The 20227-nt window shown below is 63.6% G+C and carries 19 protein-coding genes and 1 pseudogene; 16 read left to right on the top strand and 4 right to left on the bottom strand.

All coding sequences use genetic code 11. The features are described 5' to 3' along the window. Positions 1 to 52: 52 nt before the first annotated feature. The 3 genes from JOF57_RS08635 to JOF57_RS08645 all read left to right on the top strand — a co-directional run bounded on the left by JOF57_RS08635 (position 53) and on the right by JOF57_RS08645 (position 4900). Positions 53 to 1081 carry a DUF2332 domain-containing protein gene (locus JOF57_RS08635; protein WP_019345529.1) on the top strand — a complete coding sequence of 343 codons (1029 nt, stop codon included), beginning with the start codon at positions 53 to 55 and terminating at the stop codon, positions 1079 to 1081. Then, a complete protein-coding gene (locus JOF57_RS08640) occupies positions 1078 to 2079 on the top strand; it encodes an IS481 family transposase (protein WP_050979143.1) in 1002 nt (333 codons plus the stop codon). The genes JOF57_RS08635 and JOF57_RS08640 overlap by 4 nt, the downstream gene beginning before the upstream one ends. A 619-nt stretch (positions 2080 to 2698) precedes the next feature. Further along, a complete protein-coding gene (locus JOF57_RS08645; RefSeq protein WP_019348874.1) occupies positions 2699 to 4900 on the top strand; it encodes a helix-turn-helix domain-containing protein in 2202 nt (733 codons plus the stop codon). A 25-nt stretch (positions 4901 to 4925) separates the two neighbouring features. Here JOF57_RS08645 and JOF57_RS08650 read toward each other — a convergent pair whose 3' ends face one another. The 4 genes from JOF57_RS08650 to JOF57_RS08665 form a co-directional block, all read right to left on the bottom strand. After that, positions 4926 to 5915, bottom strand: coding sequence for a hypothetical protein (locus JOF57_RS08650; RefSeq protein ID WP_131823431.1), 990 nt, complete (start codon positions 5913 to 5915; stop codon positions 4926 to 4928). Positions 5916 to 6013: 98 nt separating this feature from the next. Beyond that, positions 6014 to 6217 carry a hypothetical protein gene (locus JOF57_RS08655; RefSeq protein WP_070946519.1) on the bottom strand — a complete coding sequence of 68 codons (204 nt, stop codon included), beginning with the start codon at positions 6215 to 6217 and terminating at the stop codon, positions 6014 to 6016. 615 nt (positions 6218 to 6832) lie between these two features. After that, a complete protein-coding gene (locus JOF57_RS08660) occupies positions 6833 to 7033 on the bottom strand; it encodes a hypothetical protein (protein ID WP_019346796.1) in 201 nt (66 codons plus the stop codon). Beyond that, entirely contained in the window at positions 7033 to 7263 is a 231-nt protein-coding gene (locus JOF57_RS08665; protein ID WP_019346797.1) for a hypothetical protein, read from the bottom strand. The genes JOF57_RS08660 and JOF57_RS08665 overlap by 1 nt, the downstream gene beginning before the upstream one ends. Before the next feature lie 239 nt (positions 7264 to 7502). Here JOF57_RS08665 and JOF57_RS08670 point away from each other — a divergent pair, with 239 nt between their 5' ends. The 13 genes and pseudogenes from JOF57_RS08670 to JOF57_RS08725 all read left to right on the top strand — a co-directional run bounded on the left by JOF57_RS08670 (position 7503) and on the right by JOF57_RS08725 (position 20139). Continuing rightward, a complete protein-coding gene (locus JOF57_RS08670; protein ID WP_131823432.1) occupies positions 7503 to 7814 on the top strand; it encodes a hypothetical protein in 312 nt (103 codons plus the stop codon). A gap of 166 nt (positions 7815 to 7980) precedes the next feature. Then, positions 7981 to 9987, top strand: a complete 2007-nt coding sequence (locus JOF57_RS08675; protein WP_043369580.1) for an ATP-binding protein — start codon at positions 7981 to 7983, stop codon at positions 9985 to 9987. A gap of 44 nt (positions 9988 to 10031) precedes the next feature. Next, the gene (locus tag JOF57_RS08680) at positions 10032 to 11084 is read left to right on the top strand and encodes a hypothetical protein (RefSeq protein ID WP_019346800.1); all 1053 of its coding nucleotides are present in this window, start codon (positions 10032 to 10034) and stop codon (positions 11082 to 11084) included. A 151-nt stretch (positions 11085 to 11235) separates the two neighbouring features. Further along, the gene (locus JOF57_RS08685) at positions 11236 to 11895 is read left to right on the top strand and encodes a sigma-70 family RNA polymerase sigma factor (protein WP_209915601.1); all 660 of its coding nucleotides are present in this window, start codon (positions 11236 to 11238) and stop codon (positions 11893 to 11895) included. 75 nt (positions 11896 to 11970) lie between these two features. Then, positions 11971 to 12147, top strand: a pseudogene (locus JOF57_RS30845) (IS1380 family transposase); the annotation flags it as partial. 116 nt (positions 12148 to 12263) lie between these two features. Beyond that, positions 12264 to 13667, top strand: coding sequence for an IS1380 family transposase (locus JOF57_RS08690; protein ID WP_065204061.1), 1404 nt, complete (start codon positions 12264 to 12266; stop codon positions 13665 to 13667). 248 nt (positions 13668 to 13915) lie between these two features. Further along, positions 13916 to 14095 (top strand): sigma factor-like helix-turn-helix DNA-binding protein, encoded by a 180-nt coding sequence (locus JOF57_RS08695; RefSeq protein WP_209915603.1) that lies wholly within the window; start codon positions 13916 to 13918, stop codon positions 14093 to 14095. Then, on the top strand, positions 14092 to 17268 hold the full coding sequence (locus JOF57_RS08700; protein ID WP_209915605.1) for a DEAD/DEAH box helicase: 3177 nt from the start codon (positions 14092 to 14094) through the stop codon (positions 17266 to 17268). The genes JOF57_RS08695 and JOF57_RS08700 overlap by 4 nt, the downstream gene beginning before the upstream one ends. Positions 17269 to 17656: 388 nt before the next feature. Then, positions 17657 to 18361, top strand: a complete 705-nt coding sequence (locus JOF57_RS08705) for a hypothetical protein (RefSeq protein WP_209915607.1) — start codon at positions 17657 to 17659, stop codon at positions 18359 to 18361. 163 nt (positions 18362 to 18524) lie between these two features. After that, on the top strand, positions 18525 to 18869 hold the full coding sequence (locus JOF57_RS08710) for a hypothetical protein (RefSeq protein WP_209915609.1): 345 nt from the start codon (positions 18525 to 18527) through the stop codon (positions 18867 to 18869). Further along, positions 18866 to 19321, top strand: a complete 456-nt coding sequence (locus JOF57_RS08715; protein WP_209915611.1) for a hypothetical protein — start codon at positions 18866 to 18868, stop codon at positions 19319 to 19321. The genes JOF57_RS08710 and JOF57_RS08715 overlap by 4 nt, the downstream gene beginning before the upstream one ends. 264 nt (positions 19322 to 19585) lie before the next feature. Then, complete coding sequence (locus JOF57_RS08720) at positions 19586 to 19861, top strand: hypothetical protein (protein WP_047036649.1); 276 nt, start codon at positions 19586 to 19588, stop codon at positions 19859 to 19861. Further along, on the top strand, positions 19858 to 20139 hold the full coding sequence (locus JOF57_RS08725) for a hypothetical protein (RefSeq protein WP_131721840.1): 282 nt from the start codon (positions 19858 to 19860) through the stop codon (positions 20137 to 20139). The genes JOF57_RS08720 and JOF57_RS08725 overlap by 4 nt, the downstream gene beginning before the upstream one ends. Positions 20140 to 20227: the final 88 nt, after the last annotated feature.

The following is a 20227-nucleotide window of genomic DNA, read 5'->3' on the forward strand; positions in this document are numbered from 1 at the left end:
CGTTGATTGAGTCAATGCCAGGCCCTGATCGGGACGGCCCGAGTCTGAAGAGATGGACGAGCACACTCAGATTGGTAGGCGGTATCGACAGTTCGCCAAACAGCAGGCTCACGGCAGTTCGCCAACGTTGGAAGCATGGGCCCACGTCGTCGCCGATGACCCGATCCTTCAGGGACGTCTGGCAACTCTTCCTTCATACAAGCAGCAGCCGAACCTGGTGTTCGCGGCCCTCCGCTGGCACGGTGCCACACCAGGCGACGAAACCTCCTTGCGCCACGGGCTACTCGAGATTTGGCGCGATGTCGAGCAGACCATCCTGCTGCGATCAACCCAGACGAACGAAGCGGCGAGATGCGCCATTCTCCTGCCGCTGCTGCACCATATCGGTGGGCCGATTGCGCTGATCGAGCTCGGAGCCTCGGCCGGACTCTGCATGATTCCCGATCTATACAGCTACCACTACTCCGACGGAACGGTGGTCGTTCCGTCGGCAGGACGTAGCGACCTGCTGATCGAGTGCGACGTCACGGCAGGACACCTGCCACCGACGCTCACGCCGCCGCAGATCGAATGGAGAGCCGGCATCGACCTCAACCCGCTCGATCCGGCAGACTCCGACACGCGTGCGTGGCTGACTGCCCTTACCTGGCCCGAACACGAGCAGCGACGCCAACGGCTTGAGACCGCTCTGCGTCTCGCAGCACAAGCAGATGTGCGCATCACTCGAGGCGATGTCAGGGACTCAGCCCAGATCGAGGCACTCGTGGCCGAGGCACCCTCCGGCACCACGCCTGTTGTTGTTCACTCCGCCACGCTGGGTTATCTGAGTCCTGACGATCGCGCCGCGACAGTCGAAGCCATCAAACGGACGCGTGCCCGCTGGATCAGCTTCGAAGGCCGCGGCATTGTCGAGACCACACGGACGATCGTCGAACCACTGACCCCGACCACACTGTTCGTCGGTTCACTCGATCAGGTCCCACTCGTGCTCGCCGACGGACACGGTCACACGATGGCGTCGCTCGACGATCACCGAGACAGCATGCGCGCCGCACAGACCGGTAAGGGAGCCGCACTGTGACCCACCAAAACTCACCGCTTTCCGTGGAAGGGCGCCGGAGGCTCGTCGCGCGTTGTCAGCATCGTCCCATTGCTCATGTCGCTGCCGAAATGGGTATCTCCCGAGCCTGCGCCAGCAAATGGGTGAACCGGTATCGCCGACACGGTGACCTCGGTCTCCAGGACCGCTCCAGCACCCCTCACCATCAGCCGACGGCTACAGATATCGAGGTGATCGCCCGGATCGAGGTCCTGCGGCGAGAACGCAAATGGCCCGCCACAAGGATCGCGTTCGAACTCGCACGTGAGGGCATCAAGATCAGCCGCCGCACCGTCACTCGCCATCTGCACGACCTTGGGCTCAACCGCCGCAAATTCATCGATCCGAGTGGCGAATCCAACCGGGTCCCTCGCACGATCGTCGCTTACAGACCCGGACACATGGTGCACGTCGACGTCAAGAAGGTGGGTCGGATCCCGGACGGGGGCGGCTGGCGCACTCACGGCAAAGGATCAGCACAAGCGAGGGCAGTCGAACGGGCCAAGACCGCCGGAGCCCGTGGCGGTTACGTCTACCTGCACTCAGCAATCGACGGATTCTCACGCCTCGCCTACACCGAAGCACTCACCGACGAGAAGGCAGCCACAGCAATTGGGTTCATGCACCGAGCGCGAGCCTTCTTCGACGCGCACGGAATCACCCATATCCAGCGGATCGTCACAGACAACGGCGCCTGCTACCGCGCCAAGGACTTCGCCAAGGCACTCCTGGGGGCACGGCACCAGCGAATCACGCCGTACACCCCACGGCACAACGGAAAGGTCGAGCGCTACAACCGGATCCTTGCTGAAGAGTTCCTCTACGCCCGTGAATGGCGCTCTGAACAACAGCGGTCGGAGGCCCTCGGCGTGTGGAACATCCACTACAACTATCACCGGCCACACAGCACGGCCCGAAATCAGCCGCCAGTGACCCGGCTCCAGAAAGGCGTCACCAACGTCATGGCCTCATACAGCTAGTGCTCGTTCATGAGGCGCAAGTGCATGCCAGCACGACCAGTTCCAATGCTCGAACGCCTACTCGGGTGTTCGTCTTCGCTGCGGTTCGCCGCTAGCTGGACCTCCCCGAGTTTCGGCGAAAATTTCCCATTTGACCTGCGGTAACTGTCAGTAAATCGGTGACTTTTCGGTTCACCTGCAGCAATGCGTAGCTGTCGTGGCAATGGGGGGTGCCTCGGACAGCTCGGCGTGACAGAAGGCAACAGGGTCTATAGGTGAAAGCTCATTAGTTAGTTGTTCTAGATACGTATCTTTACCTGCATTCTCTCTGAAACAGAGAATATCCGCTGTCGGAGGCACCCCCTATTCCCACGACAGTTGCGTGTTTGCCCAGTTGGGCAGTGAAGTAACCGGATCGGTGACAGTTACCGCAGGTCAAATGGGAAATTAACATGGAACTACGGGGAGGTTCAGCGCGACCGGGACAATTCGCATCCGACAAATCCAGCCGGACACGGGAACCGGATACGGGACCCGGTCTGTCGAAAATCTGGTCGGGCGTGTCGTGATTTTGTCGGCTGCTCGGCGTGCCCCGCGTCGTGGGAAAGCGCATCCGCGTGTGGCCATTACGTTGGCGCCCATGGCCGCGGACTACACCCAGTGCGACTTCGACGAGCTGCCCGAGTGGCTCCGTTCCGCGTGCGAAGGCCTGACCCCCGAAGAGCGCCAGATGATGCTGCAGTCCATGACGGCGATGGCGGCCTACGACGAGCAGCAAGAGCAGCAGACGCGGATCGAGGTGCCCGCACCGCCGTCAGTAGACGACCGGGAACTGGTCACCGGGCTGCTCTACCCGGGACGCGACCTCGATGCCGAACCGCTGCCGGCCGACCGCGCCGGTGAGATCGACGCATTGCTGGGCACGCCAAACCCGGACCGCGGCTTCTACCCATCGAGCTACAACCAACCGGTCCGCATGCTGACCCTCGCCGAGACAGCAGCAGAGCTGGGACTGGGGATGGCTCGGGTCCGCCGAATGGCCCGGGGCGGTGGACTGCCTGCGCTGCGGATGTTCGGAACGATCCGTATCAGATCGGATTACGTGTGGGCGATGGGCAACATCTTGGAGGCAGGCCTGCCTCCAGAGATGGGCTGCGGCTGGGCCACAGACCGACCTCGCGGAGCGCTCGACCGCGGTGTGCCAGCCGAGGAGGTGGCCCGCATCTTGCGGGTGCACCCGCAAACGATGTGGCGGTGGTGGCGCAGGTTTGCCAAGGCCAACCCGGATATGAAGCCGCGCAATTTGATGTGGCGCTGTATGGGTCGGCGTGAACGGGCGCTGGTCCCCGAAGACATCCTGATGGTGTGGGGGATTCCTTACGAGAAATCCTCGCTGCGGCGCATCTATTTCGAGGAGGCTTATCGCATCGACGCCGAAGTGCGCGCGGCGATCGCCGAGAACCGCCGCCGGACCGATGGTGTCGCTCCCGACCTGCTTCGGCGCAAAAACAGGATGATCCGCGACCGGGTATCGGGGCTGCAGTGTTTCACGATTGCCGATGCTGCCTCGATGATGGGGATCAGCGCCTCGGGGACCCGCAAGGCGTTGCAGCGCGGAGGGGCCGTCACCTGGACCATTGCGGGGACGACGCGAGTCTGCCAAGACGACTTGTTCGCTGTGCTCCAGCTGCGCAGCGACAAGATCCGCAAATCTCGGGGCCTTCCGCCCGGCGGCTTGATGAAAGACCCACTGCTGGTGCCGATCGCGATGGCCGCCGACAAGATCGGTGTCACCGTACGCACCCTGCGCCGCCGTGCCGCTGCTGGCAAGCTTGAAATAGTCACCTCCGGATCCAAGCTGTGGTTGCGGCGCCACGAGGTGGATGCGCTCGTTGCCGCCCAGGCCGCCAAACCGGCACGCGCCGCCGAGGCTCGCGACCGCCGCCGCGCCGCTGCTGAACGGGGTGCGAACCTGACCGATGCGCACGTGGAGAACTTCCTGGCGTGGCTGAAGTGGAGCCAACCCGACATCGACCCCGCATTGGCGCTGCACACGCGTTCCAGCGCAGCTACGTTCGCCGGCACCCGACCGAATGTCATCGAGGCGCTTGTCGCCGAAGGGCTGCTGCCGGCCCAGCGCCGTGGCCGCGATCTTCGGATCCGCACCGTCGATCTGGTTGCGGCAGGGGTGTTCAGTGCCAAGGTGGCGCGGATGTGCCCGAAGCTGCGGATCGGTGATCCGCGTCAACGGCGCAGCGTCACCGCGGAATACCTCACTTTTGACCAGGCCGCCCAGATTGTCGAGCGACCCGCATCTGAGGTTCGCTATCTGGCCAGGATCGGAACCTTGCACGCGGTGCGCTTCGGGTCGGGGAACCATCGATTGCATGAAAGCGAGGTTTACGGCCCCGGTTTGGTGCGCTACCGGCAGACGGCCCGGCCGTATCGAACGATCAAGCACAGGCGGTTCGGTGGCTACAACCAGACTGTCAATGAGACGGCCAACCACCTCGGTGTCAGTGAACGAACCGTGCTGCGCATGATCGAACGGGGAGCGCTGTTGGCGATCGAGGCGGCCAAGCAGCGTTGGTGCCGCATCGAGGGCGGGGCATGGGTACAGCGCGACTTCCCCGTCAACCATGGCGGGTTCCTGGTGTCGGACAAGAGCGTTCGTACCGCGATCCGGCTGCGACAGTGCCGCGGTGACCTGCCGCGGACACCGATCCCGGTCACTGTCGAGCATCTGCGTGACGGCCGCGCCCCAGAGCTGGAACCGTGGCAGGAGTATCAGCTTGTCGACCGGCAGGGGAACCGTGTCGACGAGTACGGCCGGGCGAGTTGATCGGGTGAAAACTGTAGCCGGAGTGCTACCGGCGCTTGAACTTCTTGCCGTAGACGCCTGAGACACGTGGCGGCGGTGGGCCGGTCGGGTCGGGTGCGTCGGGATGGCCGGCGGTGTGCAGGGAGACGTAGATCAGTTTGCGCAGGCTGTTGTGTGGGCCGTGTGGTTGGTGCTTGTAGTGGCCACGTACGAACCATCGACGGTAGGCGCGATCGTCGTTGTCTGGGTTGCCGTTGACGCCGCTGACCCCGGGTGGGCGCAGAATGTCGAGCATCGTGACGTCGTTGCGTGTGGTGCGGGTTGATTTCTTGGCCGGGCCAGTGTTGACCCGTTTCTGGGTGACAACGCGCTGCTGGCCGATCAGTGCGAGCAGCGAGAGCACTGTGGCGGTCAGTGTGGGTGGTCCGGATCGATTCAGTTCGGGGTCGTCGAGCGGGCTTACCAGGTCGAGGACGCCGGAACCGCGGTCGACCACTGTGGCTAGCTCGTGCTGGTCGAAGCGGAGTACTTTTCCTGGTGATGTTTTGGGGCGCATGTCGCTGAGCTGTCCGTGCTTGCGTGGATCGCGCATCTGGGAGAGCAGGTAGCTGGTGATGTGGGTCTGGTCGTAGATCCAAGCGATACCGTCCCAGGTGACCGGAACCGTTGATTGGCCCGCGTCTTTCATGTCAATGCTTCGCCAGCTGAATGTTGCGAGCGGTTTCGGCCACAGCATCAGCCCGACTGGTGCCAGATCTGACGTGGTGATCAGCTCTTGGAAAGTGGTCTCCGGCATATCGCGGCTGGCGAGGTCGGCTGCAACGGATGCCGCTGTGCGGCTCATCCAGTACAGCTCGGCGTCAGCGATGTTGTCGGCGAACATCTTCATGTACGGCCTGGTGGGGTGGTTCTTCATCTCGTCTGGGACGGTGTCGATCTCGTCGATCGAGGCCTGGTAGCAGCGTTCGGAATCTGCGAGTGCCTCGGCGATCCACGGCATGCTGAATGCATCCCACCGGTGCGAACGTCCAGCCATTTCCCCTCCCGACCTCCAGGCAGCGTGTGAGTCGCAATATAGCGGCGCAGGGCGACAGTGCCGTGGGCCCGGCCCCGGGAAAGCTGGGCGCGGAATTCTCAGGTCTTGGATTCGGCGTCCGTCGCCGCGACGCCGCCGCGCTTCAACACCGTATAGGTGAAACCGGGTTTGACGAGGTGGTAGCCCTTGTCAGTGAACAGATCCCGGTACGAATCACCGCCGAGGATGGACCGGATGTGGCAGTTCACGCCGCTGAGAACAACCACGTCACCCTCTTTCAGATCCCGTCCGAATACGCGCATCGTTCGTCCCTTCCCGTTCAGAAGCAGGCGTCGCAGGTGCAGTGGTGGTGGCCGCCGGAGCGGCACGCTGGAGAGGGGCGGTGATTGGGCATGAGCTCGTTGACAGCGGTGCGCCCCTGGCACATCCGGCACGCGGAGTCCCAGAACACCCCGTCAATGTGGCGGTAGAAGATCACATTTCGACCCTCCAGAGTCCCGGGGGCCAGATGCTGTGGGAGAACTTGTGCCCAGTCGGGGAGTGCGGGCTTTAGCGTTGATGTGGGCACGGGTGACATTCCTTGTCTGTTCTGGTTGACGGCGTTTGGAGCGGTGATCGACCGCGGCAGCTGTGGAGGCGGTTCGGGTTCTGCGGGTCTCGCGACAGGGTCGGTGACTGCTCTTCGTAAATCTCTAAAATAGAGAATATCACCGAAGGGGCTTCTCTGCATCCCGCCGTTCTCGCCGCGCTGGCCGCCACACCGGGTCCTATTCAGAGCGGCGTTCAGGCGTCGTTATGTGCCCGTACGCATCGGCGTGTGCTCTGATCGACGCGACAGTCGCCGTGCCACAGCCTCACGAGCACACCTGAACTGATGACAGGTGCGTCCTGAACATCCACTACATCCTGCGGTCCGTTCAGGTGTCGAGTTCGCGGTAGTCGAACTCGTATCCCTCGCCGTGGAGGTAGTTCTGCAGACTCCCGCTGCCCTCGTCGGCGTAATAGCCGCCGGGATCGTAGGTGGCGCGAATATGGTCGAACACCTCGTCGTAGGTGGCGTGACGCGTGACTACAGGCTCGCCCGCGCTTGGGTCGGCGGTGGTTAGTTCCCAGACCATCAGACGTCCCAGCTAAATTCGCGGCCGACCAGCCCTGGATCGGCGGAACAGGTGGCGATCTCGGCGAAGTAACCGGACTCGTCGGCACCGACATTGCTGCCAGTGCGTGGGCGCAGATGTTCATCGGCCCACTCGTCGAGGTCGCCAGTCGGAGCTGGCACGTCGAAGGTCTCTGTGCGCGGATACTCCTGGCCGTCATAGACGTCGGTGAATTTCACGGTGATCTGCACGGGGGCGGTTCCTTTCGTAGGGGCGAGGTGCGTCGCCACGGTGTCAGGTGACTCCATGGGCAGGAGCACGCGGCGCGACGTGCTCGGGCTGGTGGCTGTCACGTCCCTTCCTTCGGGCGAGTCGCAGCCCGTGGCCGGCGGCGGGCCGTGGCCCGGTGTGTCGGTGCATGTGGCTAGGTCGAGCGGCCGGGGAATGGTTTCCTGCTCACGGTGTCCCGCCTGGAATGCAAGGAGAATCCATGTCTGAGAGCGCATCGCGAGTCGCAGCCGAAGCGGCGCTGTTCCTGGCCGGCCGCAGCGCCGATGATCTCGGCTGGCCCGACCGCTCCTGCGTGGCACGGCAGTTCGACGCCGCGCTTATGGGTGGTCTCGGTCCCGCGCAGTGGGTACCCGATCCGGTTATGTGGTGCATCGCGGTGCTGGAGCCGGCCATCGAACGTCGCATGCCCGGTCCCAGTGACGATCTGCGCGCCTTGGGGTGGCCGCACGCGCCCACAGTTGCAGCGCGGCTGGTTCAGTGGCTCGTCGAGGACGGAATCTTGACTGACTAGTGGCTGACTAGCACCGCTTTTATTGCACAACGCGAACTTGTCGGTGGCTGTGTGTAATCTCTAAAATAGAGATCAACCGACACCCCTTCAGGAGCTTGAGATGCGTCTTCCCGCCCCCGTTTCGACACTGGTCACCACTGGCGATGTCACTGCTTCGGCACCGACGATGGCTAGCCGTGTGGACCCCGAGGGGGCGCGGCGCATGATGGACATTCTCATCAACCTTTACGCCGACCGCCGCCTGGCGGTGGTGCGCGAGTACGTCTCCAACGCCGTCGATGCCACTCGCGTGGCGGGCAGCACCGCCCCGGTGCAGGTGACCAGCCCGACCGAACTGGAACCCAACCTCATTGTCACCGATGCCGGTATCGGTATGTCCGCAGCCGAGGTCGAAGCCACGTTCCTGGCGTTCGCTGCCTCGACCAAGCGCGACAGCAACGACCAGATCGGCGGTCTTGGTGTCGGAGCGAAATCGGCTCTGACAGTGGCCGAGTCGTTCCTGGTGGACACCATCAAGGGTGGTCGCCGCACCCTGGTGCGCGCCGCCCGTGACCTCACCCATCAGGTGCTGCTCGCTGATGCGCCCAGTGACCTGCCCAACGGCACCACGATCACCGTCGCCGTGGAAGTCGCAGGCCAGCTCGACAAGTGGAACACGGTCATCCGTGAGGTCTCCTCGGCCCACCCCGAAGGTGCCGTCCTGGTGGACGGTAAGCCGGTGGCGAGCCTGTCGGGTGGGCTGCGCTGGATCGGACCCGTCGGCTGCCTGCGCGCGGGGGATCGCACTGTCGCGGTGCTGTCCGGCGGCACCCTGTTCGACGCCGTTCCAGAGGTGGTCAACCGAGTCCTCGCAGCCACACGGTTGCAGGCGGCGGTGATCGAACTGCCCATCGGATCGTTCGATCACACCCCCAGTCGCGAATCAGTGGTCGCCACCGAGCGCACGCTGAGCGCCGTGGACGCCGCGCTCGAGACGTTCGCGCAGGTCTACGGAGACCTTGAGGAAAAGGTGGCGACCCTGGCCCTGACCGACGTGCACGCCGCTGCGACCCTGCGTGCCAGCATCCTGGGCGATGTGGCCCGCGCCGATCTGCTGCCGGTCCCGTTTCACGCCGTGGTTCCCGGCGGTTCGGGTGTTCGGTTCGGGTCGGAAAAGGGGCGCCGGACCAACCGGCGTCGCTGGAAGATCGCCGAGGCCGGCGAGGTGGTGTTCACCGCATTGGGGGCCGAGCGCGTCCTCAAAGACGTTGTGGTGGTTACCGATGTGCCCGCGCGACGCGGCCTGCGAAGCTTCGCCACGCTGATGGCTGAAACGCACTCTGAGGCTCGGTGGGTGGTCCCAATCGTCGAAGGCACCGACCGCATCGATCTTCCGATACTGGGAGAAGGCGACACCGCTACCGGGCAGGTCTGGCCGATCAGTGCCGACACCCCCGGTGTCACCGTGTACAGCTTCACCGAGTGGCTGGCGGCCACGACGACTAAGCGCGCACCGCGCAGCGGGCTGTCCGGATACGAGACCCGCATGGTCGCCACGGATGGCGGGCCGCAGACCCGGCAGGTGCTGACCGGCGCGGAGATCGCCGCGCTCGGGTTGCCGGTCTGGTACATCGAGGGCGACCCTCACTACAGCCACGATTCCCGACTGGATTCCATTGTGGCAGTGGCGGTCTACCTGGGTAGGCGCAAACCGGGTCCGTTGCTGGCTGCGGTCCCCGAGGCGCAGCCCTATCACCAGTGGGCGCGGGCGCGGTTCGACGCCGAGTCCGCCGGTTGGACCGACATCGAACGTATCGCTGCTGCGGTGGATGCGCAGCCCTACTGGACCGGCGACAAGATGCGCCTGGCGCTCGCCACCGATGCGGTGGCCCGGATCGCTCCGGGCCACCCGCTGCGCGAGATGGTGGTGCGCCTTGCCGAGATCGAGACTGCACGCCGGGCGCTGTCCGCTGACCATGCCACGGTAATGGCCCGTGCGGCCGTCCTGGGGGTCGGCAGCGGCGCCCTGGCCGAGGTGCGGCAGCTGACTACAGCACTGAACAAGGCGTACCCGCTGCTGGACCACATGCGCAGCAACGTCTCTGAATTCGACCGCCGGAAGTTTGTGGACTACATCGTGCACACCCCGCCGCGATTGCCCACCGCCGACAACGCCTCCGCTAACGCTGCCTGACCGGTATCTCCCATCGAGCTTCGAAAGACAAGGAAACACACACCATGCGCGCATTCATCGACGCCAACTCCATCATCGTCACCGAAGGCGATGACACCGTGATGGTCGGCTCCGCCGACCCCGCCTACCAGAACGTGCGGACCTACCTCGTTGATGACCACGGCCAGGACTTCGCCACCGTCAAGAGCCTGGTGGAGGTGGTGCGGGTCACCGTAAGAGCAGCCGTCGCCGAGGCGGTGTCGGTAGTGGACGGCAACGACGACGACGCCGACGACGCCTACCGGGTCACTCACGGTGACCCGGTGGCCGAGACAGTGCTGTCTACCGCTCTGCGGCTTGCCCGCGAGACCGCCGACATGGCACCACTGGGGGCGTTCCTGCGCCGTCTGGAGCGCAACCCGTCGGCCGCATCGCGCTCACAGCTGTTCGGCTGGCTCAAGGCCGGAGGCTTCGTGCTGACCACCGACGGGCTGATCGTCGGCTACAAGTCGGTACGCAACGATGGCTTCTCGGCGCACGCCGGTCGTGAGGCGGTGACGGTGGTCCACCAGGACGGCACCAGCGAGACCATTACCGGGAACATTCCGTACCCGGTCGGTGCGACGGTGTGGATGGACCGTGATCTGGTCAACCCAGACAGGCACTCGGCGTGCTCGGTGGGCCTGCATGTCGGAACCTACAACTATGCCAGCGATTTCAGCGAGCAGATGCTGGTGGTGTTGGTGGACCCGGCCGATGTGGTGTCGGTGCCCGCCGATCACAACGCGCAGAAGATGCGGGTGTGCCGCCTGACGGTCGCCGCTCGTCACGACGGTGAGCAGATCTCGGACGCGGTGATTGAGCATATCCGTACGGTGCCTGATTTCGAGGCGTCCGACGAATACGCCCGCCGAGAGGGGAATAAGCCACGTCCGACGTTCGGCGTCGTGGTGTCGTTCGGTGATTCGGACGACGAACTCGATAGCGATCACGAAGACCACGAAGGTGATGAACAACAGGGCGATCAGCGCTGCGATGAGTACGCGGGTGGCGACGAGGATGAGATCGTTGTGCCGCTGGGGGAGACGCCGTGCATGCCGGATCAGTGGTCGCTATGAGGACTACCGAGATCCACGCTGAGCCGCTTCGGGCGGGAGACTTCTTCGAGCATGGGGCTCGGCTCCGCGTAGAGGATCCCTCCATTGGAGGAGTCCGAGAGGGGTACGTCACTTACGGCCCACACGCGATTGTGTCGCGTCTCAGGGAGATGTGAGCACGGCCATGCATTTAGTGAAGCAGACGGATCTTCCCAAGGATCTGCCCGAGTTGTTGACCGCGGAGCAAGAAGTGGAGCTTGCCAAGCGGATAGAGGCCGGCTTGTACGCACAGTTCCTACTCGCCAAGGGAGCCTCGCAGTACACCCCGGCACAGTTGAGATTGGTCGCTGCGGACGGTCGAGCAGCATTCGAGCATTTCGTGACCGCGAATGTTCGTCTCTCCGCGTGGTGGGCGCGTAAGCGGGCGGTAAGGGGCGCCAGTGCGTTGCTGACAGTCGACGACCTCACCCATGAAGGGATGCTCGGCGTCATTCGGGCTGTTCAAAAATTCGACTACACACAGGGATTCAAGTTCTCCACGTACGCGCTTCATTGGGTGCGTCTCCATCAACAGCGAGCGATCGCCAAGGCAACCCCCGCCGCGCTGTCTTCCAGCGACCAGGAGCGTTGCAGGGAACTGCTTATGGTCACCTCCCAGCTGGGTACTGACCTGGGTAGGACGCCTAGCGATGCCGATGTCGCGGCTGTGATGGGTGTCAGCCCAATGGGCATCGCTCAGATGCGCGCCATGATGTCCCGCGCAGTTTCGCTGGACGCACCGCTAAGCCTTGATCCACCGATGAATGGGCTGGTTGTTGGGGTGTCGGAATGAGGAAAGTGCCCTCTGAGCTGGAAAGATTGGTGTTCTCTACGCAACAATCCGACCAGCACAAGAAAGGCACTTCCAGTGCGAGTGTCCCACACGTTCGGTCCCGACTCCGCGGTGTTCGACGAGGACAACCTCGTGTCGTGCGCCGGGCTGGTCCCGGTGATGGCCCTGGCCGAGCAAGCTGGCCTGACACGGTTGTTGGACAACACAATTCACATCAGGTCGTCTCGGGTCAAGTCCGGGGCGGCTAACCCTCGATCCACCGATGAATCGCCTGTTCGGAGGGTGTTGATGTAAGGAAAGTGCCCTTTGAGCTGGGATGATTGGAGTTACCACACTTCGATCAGCCCACGTTCAGAAAGGCGCTTCCGGTGCAAGTGTCCCATAGGTTCGCCGTGTCGTCGGCGGTCTTCGATGATGCACATCTCGTGTCGTGCGCCGGGCTGGTGCCGGTGATGACCCTGGCCGACCAGACCGGTCTGTCGCAGCTATTGGCCGACAAGATCCGGTTCACCTGTGAGCGGATCCGTTCGGCCGCGGCCCATCCGTCACCGAAGCTGACCACGCTGATCGCCGGGATGTGCGCCGGCGCGGACAGCATTGATGACCTAGACGTTGTGCGCTCGGGTGGGATGAAGACCCTCTTCGGTGGTGTGTACGCCCCGTCGACGATCGGAACCTTATTGCGGGAGTTCACCTTCGGGCATGCCCGCCAGCTCGAATCTGTCCTGCGCGAACACCTGGCCGCGCTGTGCGGGCGTGTCGATCTGTTGCCCGGCGCCGACGGACGGGCGTTCATCGACATCGACTCACTACTACGCCCGGTCTACGGGCACGCCAAGCAGGGCGCCAGCTACGGACACACCAAGATCGCCGGCAGGCAGATCCTGCGCAAAGGCCTCTCACCGTTGATCACCACGATCAGCACCGACCACGGTGCGCCGGTGATCGCCGGGGCGAGGTTGCGGGCGGGCAAGGCCAACTCCGGCAAGGGCGCAGCCCGCATGATCGCTCAAGCGGCCGCTACCGCCCGTGCTGCCGGGGTCACCGGGCAGATCCTGGTGCGTGGCGATTCGGCCTACGGCAATAGCACCGTGGTCACCGCCTGCCACCGAGCAGGTGTCCGGTTCTCGCTGGTGCTGACCAAGACCGCAGCAGTTGCCGCCGCCATTGACGCAATTCCCGAGACCGCGTGGACCCCGGTGAACTATCCCGGTGCTGTGCGTGACCCCGACACCGGCGCCTGGATCTCCGATGCCGAAGTCGCCGAAACCACCTACACAGCCTTCGGTTCCACCAAGACTCCGGTGACCGCCCGGTTGGTCGTGCGCCGGGTCAAAGACGCGCGGTTCCTCGATGCGCTGTTTCCGGTGTGGCGGTACCACCCGTTCTTCACCAATTCCGACGAACCCGTCGACGCCGCTGACATCACTCATCGCCGCCACGCCATCATCGAAACCGTGTTCGCCGACCTCATCGACGGACCTTTGGCGCACATGCCCTCGGGGCGGTTCGGCGCGAACTCGGCCTGGATCCTGTGCGCCGCGATCGCCCACAACCTGCTGCGCGCCGTCGGCGTCCTGGCCGGAGGTGCCCACGCGGTCGCCCGCGGGGCGACACTGCGCCGCAAGATAATCACTATCCCGGCCCGCCTGGCCCGTCCGCAACGCCAACCTATCCTGCACCTACCAGCGCACTGGCCCTGGACAGAGCACTGGCTCACGTTGTGGCGCAACACCATCGGCTACAGCCCACCAGAAATCGCCACCACCTGACCATATGCCGAAAGGCCCGACCGGAGCGCACAGGAACAGCTGGACAGACCAGCAGATACCCCCTGCCCGCGACCAGGACCAGCCCTCAACAGCCCAGCGAGGCACACCTACCCCAATTCATCAGTGGATCGAGGCTAAGCGAGGGAGGTCGCGATGGCTCCTCCAGCCTGCTCGACTTCCTGGCAGGTCGAGACTGTGGCGGCCACGACAATGATCATGACATTGCCGCCCAACAGCTTTCGCAGTTGATGGAGCGGCTCTCTCATCGCGAGCGGCGAGTCATCTCTGAGGTGTTCGGTCTGGATAGGGGAGAGCCGCAGTCGGTGGCCGAAGTCGCAGACAAGTATCGGCTCCCCGTCGTCAAGGTCCGCGGGCTCATTGAAGGGGCGATGGCCAAACTTCGCGGCGAGCAGCAGGTGGCGGCATGACTGCGCTACTGCAGGGGTGCTCACCGATCAGTGACGCTGTGCCGCAACCGCGTCCGCATCAGCGTGCCGCGCTCGACGAGCTAGCCGACGCAGGGGAACGAGCGCAGCTGCGGATGGCGTGTGGCACCGGTAAGACTCTCATCGGACCGTGGCACGCGCTCGAAGTCGGGGCCCGCACAGTTGCGGTGTTCACGCCCAGTATTGCGTTGGTGGCACAGACCGCCGCCGAATGGCGACGCGTCATACCTGGTGTGCGCGTATTGGCCGTATGTTCAGATCCGACAACGGATGCCGGGCGCGCGGAAATCGGCGTTGACGGAATCGACCCGTTCGAAGGGCAACACGACCAAGGCGGCAACGTGACCACCCGAGCTGAGGTGGTTGCCGGGTTCCTTGAATGTGCTGAGACATTCGGTGCGTCCATGTCTCTCGTGGTGTCCACTTACCATTCCTCGCAAGTGGTCGCTGACGGGATCGGCTTGACGCGCAGCGGACAACCCCTGGATCTGGTGGTCGCTGACGAGGCTCACCACCTTGCCGGCCGCACCAACGCTGCATTTCTCCCGGTGCTCGATTCGCGCAGTGTGCTGGCGCGGCGCCGAGTATTCGCAACGGCAACGCCCATAGTCCTGAAAAGCCGTGGCGGCGCTGAGGCCATCGACGATTTGTCCGGAGCGAGTGCGGTCGCAAGATCCATGGATGACACTGGGTTGTTCGGGGAGATCGCATACACCTTGAATGTCGGGGAAGCCGTCAGCGCTGGATTGTTGGCCGACTACCGCGTCTTGGTGACCACCACAACCGAACCAGCAGGGGAAGCGACCGGAGAGCGAGCTGCGTTGGCCGCGCTGCTCGATGTAGTGCGCCGGTACGGTGTGCGGCGCATCCTGACCTTTCACAATCGAGTAGATTCTGCACGGGCATTCGCTGAACGTGTCAGCGCACTCATCGATGTGGACGGCACACCCATCCGTGCGCTCGCCGTTGACGGTTCAATGCACGACTCAGAGCGCGTGAAGATCCTGGCCAGACTCGCCGACACACGGATGGATGGGATCACTGTGGTTGCCTCGTCGCAGTGCCTGCGTGAGGGCATCGACGTACCGGCAGTCGACGCCGTCGTGTTCGCCGATCCACGCACCAGTCAGGTGGGAATCATCCAGGCCATCGGTCGAGCCTTGCGTAAGCATCCCGGAAAATCCCACGGCACCATCGTCATTCCGCTGATTCTCGACCCCGACGCTGATGATCAGGACCAGCTGTCCACGTCCTCCTACGCCCACGTGTGGCGGGTTCTGCAAGGGCTGCGTGCCCATGACTCGCGGATCGGTCACGACATCGACAGGGCACGCCGCACTGGTACCAACGGCTACATCGACCCGGATGTTGTGGACTGGTTGGAAGTCACCGGGAGCCAGTCCGGGACGATAATCACGCGGCTGCTGCAGCGCACATCGTCGGTATGGGAGCGCAACTTTCAGCAGCTGTGCGACGAGGCGGATCGGCTAGGGTCAGCCGCGCGGATTACCACGCAAAGCACAGCGCTGGGCCAGTGGATCACCCTGCAGCGCATTCTATTCCGTGATGGGATGCTCGACGAAGACCGCCGCAAGAGGCTTGAATCGGTCAACGGCTGGCGATGGGATGCGAAAGAGGCCTCCGACGAGCGAACCTTGGACCGGCTCCGCGCTGTTTGCACTGGTCGGGGAAGCCTTGATGACACGTCTCCTGGCGATTCGATCTTCACGGGATACGTCGACGGACTGAACCGGCCACTGCGGCTGTGGGTGGCGACGCAGCTGTGCCGATACTGGGACAACGAGCTGGACAGCTGGATCGCCGAGGCGCTCCGGCAGATGCCGGGCTGGGACTGGTATCCGTTGTCAGAGGTCGATCAAGCCGGCGTGGCGGCATTTCGCTCCTTCGCCGCGTGGGAAGGTCACGCCGATGTCCCACCGGGGCACATCGAGGATGACATCGACCTCGACGCTTGGCTCGGAACAGTTCGGCGCCGCAAGATCTACGGGACACTGCCACCGATCCTGGAATCGGTCCTACTGGCATCGACACCGACCGGCCGCAAAGGAGAACGGCGCTTCCTGTGGAAGCCATCGGAAACTCATTGGCAGATAGCGGAAATGGCGTGCCATCAGTACATCGCCAAGCACGGCACACTGGCGCGGATGCCGATTGGGACCGTCGAGGACGTCGAAGGCAAGCGTTTCGAGCTGTACCAATGGTGTGCGGCCACCCGGTCTCGGCGCAAGCGCGGAGACTTACGGCCGCAGGATAGCGCTATCGAACGATTCACTGGATGGACCTGGGGTTCACCCGGGCAGGGCGGCACCGACATGATCACCGGTCCAAAGCCGGGCGTCACCGACCACAGCACCCGTGGATTCCAACAGGGTTGCCGCTGCGTTGTCTGCGTCACCGAGAACCGCAGTTACATGCGACGCGTCGCATCGGAGCGGCGAGCGACGTACCGCGCTGATTGGGTGTCCGCACAGGACGTCCGTGAACACCTCCAAGGCTTGCTTGCGCTGGAGACAAGCAAGGACCGATCTGATGCCACATTCACGATCGGTGCGATCGCCGCGGCTGCATGTGTCTCGCGAGGTCTAGTGTCGCTGCTCGTTGGGCGAGCAGCGGAGCCCAGGTGCAGCAAACTGCATCGGCGCATACTGCTTGACCTCACCGCGGACGACGTCCGCGCGGTGCGGACAGTGCAGCGGTCCCGGGGACGTCAAGGCATCCGTGACTACAACGCGCAGGTCGACGACCCGGAGCCCACCTGGATGCTGCTCAACCAGGCCGCAGCGGCGGGTTGGACACGCCAGCAGCTGACCGCAGCGCTCGGTTACAGCAGCACGGCCAACACGCCGATCAGCGGCAAGCCCATAACCATCGCCCAGGCCAAACTCGTCCATGTCTGGTTCGAGTCGCTGGACGGCGACTTGACCCCGCCCCCGTTGCCACCAGCGAAGAAGCCGGGAAAGAAGAAATCGCCCGCACGGCGAAACAAGCGAGTCGACCGCGCTAAGTCGGTGACACCCGATGCGGAGGCTTGGGCCAAATCGTTTTTAGATCAAGGGTATTCGGTCAAGCATTCCGCTGAGAGAAGCGGAATGCCAATTGAATTTGTGTCCACGTTGGAAAAGTTGCGGCGATGAGTGATTTTGGTCGAACGCGCCGAACAGGCAGCCGGCTGTCGCTTCCCTCGGTGCGGCATCTGCGACCCGCCGTGGCTCCTCGCAGTGGTCGTTTTGTACGCGGGATCCCCTCACATGGTGCAACTTCTCCCGCCTGCACGCGCTCACCAGCCAGCCGCTTTCTCGCACGCTTGTTGCGCGCTGCTGGCGTCGATGTGATCTGCCCACGACTGGAATCCGTTGTAGTTCAGGGCACCGTCCACGCGCAGCCCCTCGGCGCGGGGATGAGGTGCGCCCGGTGATCACGGCATAGACAGCGGTATGCTAATCTCTAAAATAGAGATTAGGCTGACGGCGGGAGCTCAACGCCATCGACCCGTGATGTCAACTGTTGAAAAGGGGTACGAGCATGAGCAACGTTCTGTTCACTGCCGACTTGTACCGGATTATCAAGCAGGCGATGGCATTCGCCGAGCACGACAAAGTGCTCGCATACACGGGAGCGGCCAAGAGCTATCACCAGATCCATCTGGCCTCATTCGGTGAAAACCTGCTGTCGGTGGCCACCGACGGGAAGGCCATGGGCGTCTCGAAGGCGAAGTGGATTACTGAGATCAGCGGGGAATGTGACATCCCGTCGCCATCGCAGTTCGACAACCAGCCGGGGCCGGTGTTCGGGCTCAATGTTTCGCTAGACGACGCCAAAGAACTGATACGGCTGAGCCGTACGCTCAAAAGTGACCGCTGGAGGCGGACTGTATCGGTGAATCCGGCCGGCAACTACGCCGAGTTCGTGTTCAGTTCCGGGGAGACGCTGACCGCCAAGGACACTGACGTCTATTTCCCGCGCTGGCAAGCCCTCTTCCCTGAGTCAACCGAAGGCGTGCCGCGCTCGGTGACGGGCCTCAACCCCAAGCAGATCGCCAAGTTCGCAGTCGTCGATGACTCCCCGATGTCCCTGGTGACGCGCGACGACGTCCATGGCAAGTCGCAGAAGAGCATCCTGGTCACGATCGGAGACGCCTTCATCGGTGTCATCATGCCGGTCAATCTTCGCGACGGCACCAACGAACACCCACAGTGGCACCGCCCCAACTGGATTGGGGAACTGTAATGCACGGAGGCCATGTAGGGCAGACGTTTTCCGGCCCCTCGTTCGAGATCCCGATCGATGAAAAACGGGCACGCGCGGACAGGTCGGAAAGATTCGAGATCCCGCGACGGCATGAGAGTCGGATGTGCTTCCTATGACGAGCTTCAAACGCGGAGACGGAATCGTGTTCGTGCGCAATGAGCGGGTGGCCATGATCGGTCAACCGTCCTACGACCGAACCACCATCAGTGTGGGTCTTGTGACCTCGGTGACCCGCGAAGGCGCGATCAAGGCCTATCGTCACTCGACCTACGACCAGCCGGAAATCAAGCTCCACAAGCATTCGCTGGAGCACGGTATGCAGAAATACCTACTGCCAAAAAGTGACTGGGACATCGGCGCAGTCATGGACTACTGCCGCGATCGTCCGTGGGCGCACTCCCCTGAACACACCGGAGCTCCGTTCGACAGCCTTGACCAGCTCCGCGCCGAGCTCAAGCAGTTCCGAATCCAGGAGAAATCACCATGACCGAGATCGATTGCCGTAAGCCGGCCACACACCGAGAAGGCGTGTCGGCGCTGAACCTGCGACGAGGCACCGGTATCCGCCGCAGAGTGGACTGGAACCACATCAAGACACGAGACGTGTCACCGGAATATCCCATCAACGTCACACCCGGCAACGAGCTGACAATCGTGGTGTGGAGCGGTATTCCGAGGCTCATCGTCGAATCCGGCCACGTCACGATCGACTTCCGTTCATCCTGGGGCAACTCACTCAAGGTGCGGCCCGCCGCCAGTGCTCACGTCCTCACCGATGGCCACACCAAGGTGACAATCGACAACGAGGGAAATCTGCATGTCGACGCACCCGAGGACAACCGTGTTCATGTCTATGGGCCAGGGCAGGTCACCGGCGGAGAGTTTCCCAAAAGCATCTTCGGCACAGTTATCGACGCAGTTCGGGGGCGGGATGGCTGAGTTCGGCACGTCCCGCGTTGCGGGCTGCCGCACGCCGCTTTCTGACGAGCATCGGCTCAGCGCCCTATCGACTCGCTGCGATTCAGTAGCCGGTACCTCCTGCTCGGACTCCAGCCGGGTGGTGCGATGCGACCGACGAGGGATCCCGCACCACCCGGCTGTCACCAAAGTGCCGCCGGCACTGACATCATCGCGCCGCAAACACAGCCCACGCGTCAGCGGAGGTAGACAGCTCACGCAGCGACCACAAGGAAACGGGGGACCGTGATCAACACCTACCATCGGGGAAACGTCGCCTTGACCGTCGATGAGCCGATCGGCGCAGGTCAGGTCACGTTCACCATCACCCGCACAGCTGAGCTCACCGACGACGACGTGCGGCGCGTCAACGCCGAACTCGCCGATTACCCCGCAGCGCAGGGCGCGCGGCTGGTGCAGTCGCGTAGCGCCGGGGAGTGGGAAATTCGAAGCGGCGTCACGGTTCTCGCGACCGGCATCGCCATCCCGACCGCGCCGCTGCAGTGGACGGCACGGCGATGAGCGGCTGGGTTCGCGGTGATACCTGGGGCGGCCGGGCCTGCTACCGACGCGAAGTCGGCGGCGATCGGATCATGGCCTACGTCGCTTTCGATCTGCCGGACCCAGATCTTGACGGCGGCCGCACGCAGCCCTACACGTACAACTGGTCAGTAGAGGACGGATCCTGCGGGCGCGTCATCGAACAGGGGAGCTCGGACGGCGACGACGGCCTCGAAACCGCACAACTGGCCGCGGACGAAGCGGCGGCTCGTCTGTTCCCCGAGCTGGCGGGAGACTGACCAGAATGTCGGAATGCCAGATTCGCGACCACATTGAGATCGGTCGAGGCGACATCGTGCGTGAGGTCTGGAGCGGAATCCCGGGAAC

The sequence above is a fragment of the Mycolicibacterium lutetiense genome, from assembly GCF_017876775.1.
GTDB classification, from domain to species: Bacteria; Actinomycetota; Actinomycetes; order Mycobacteriales; family Mycobacteriaceae; genus Mycobacterium; species Mycobacterium lutetiense.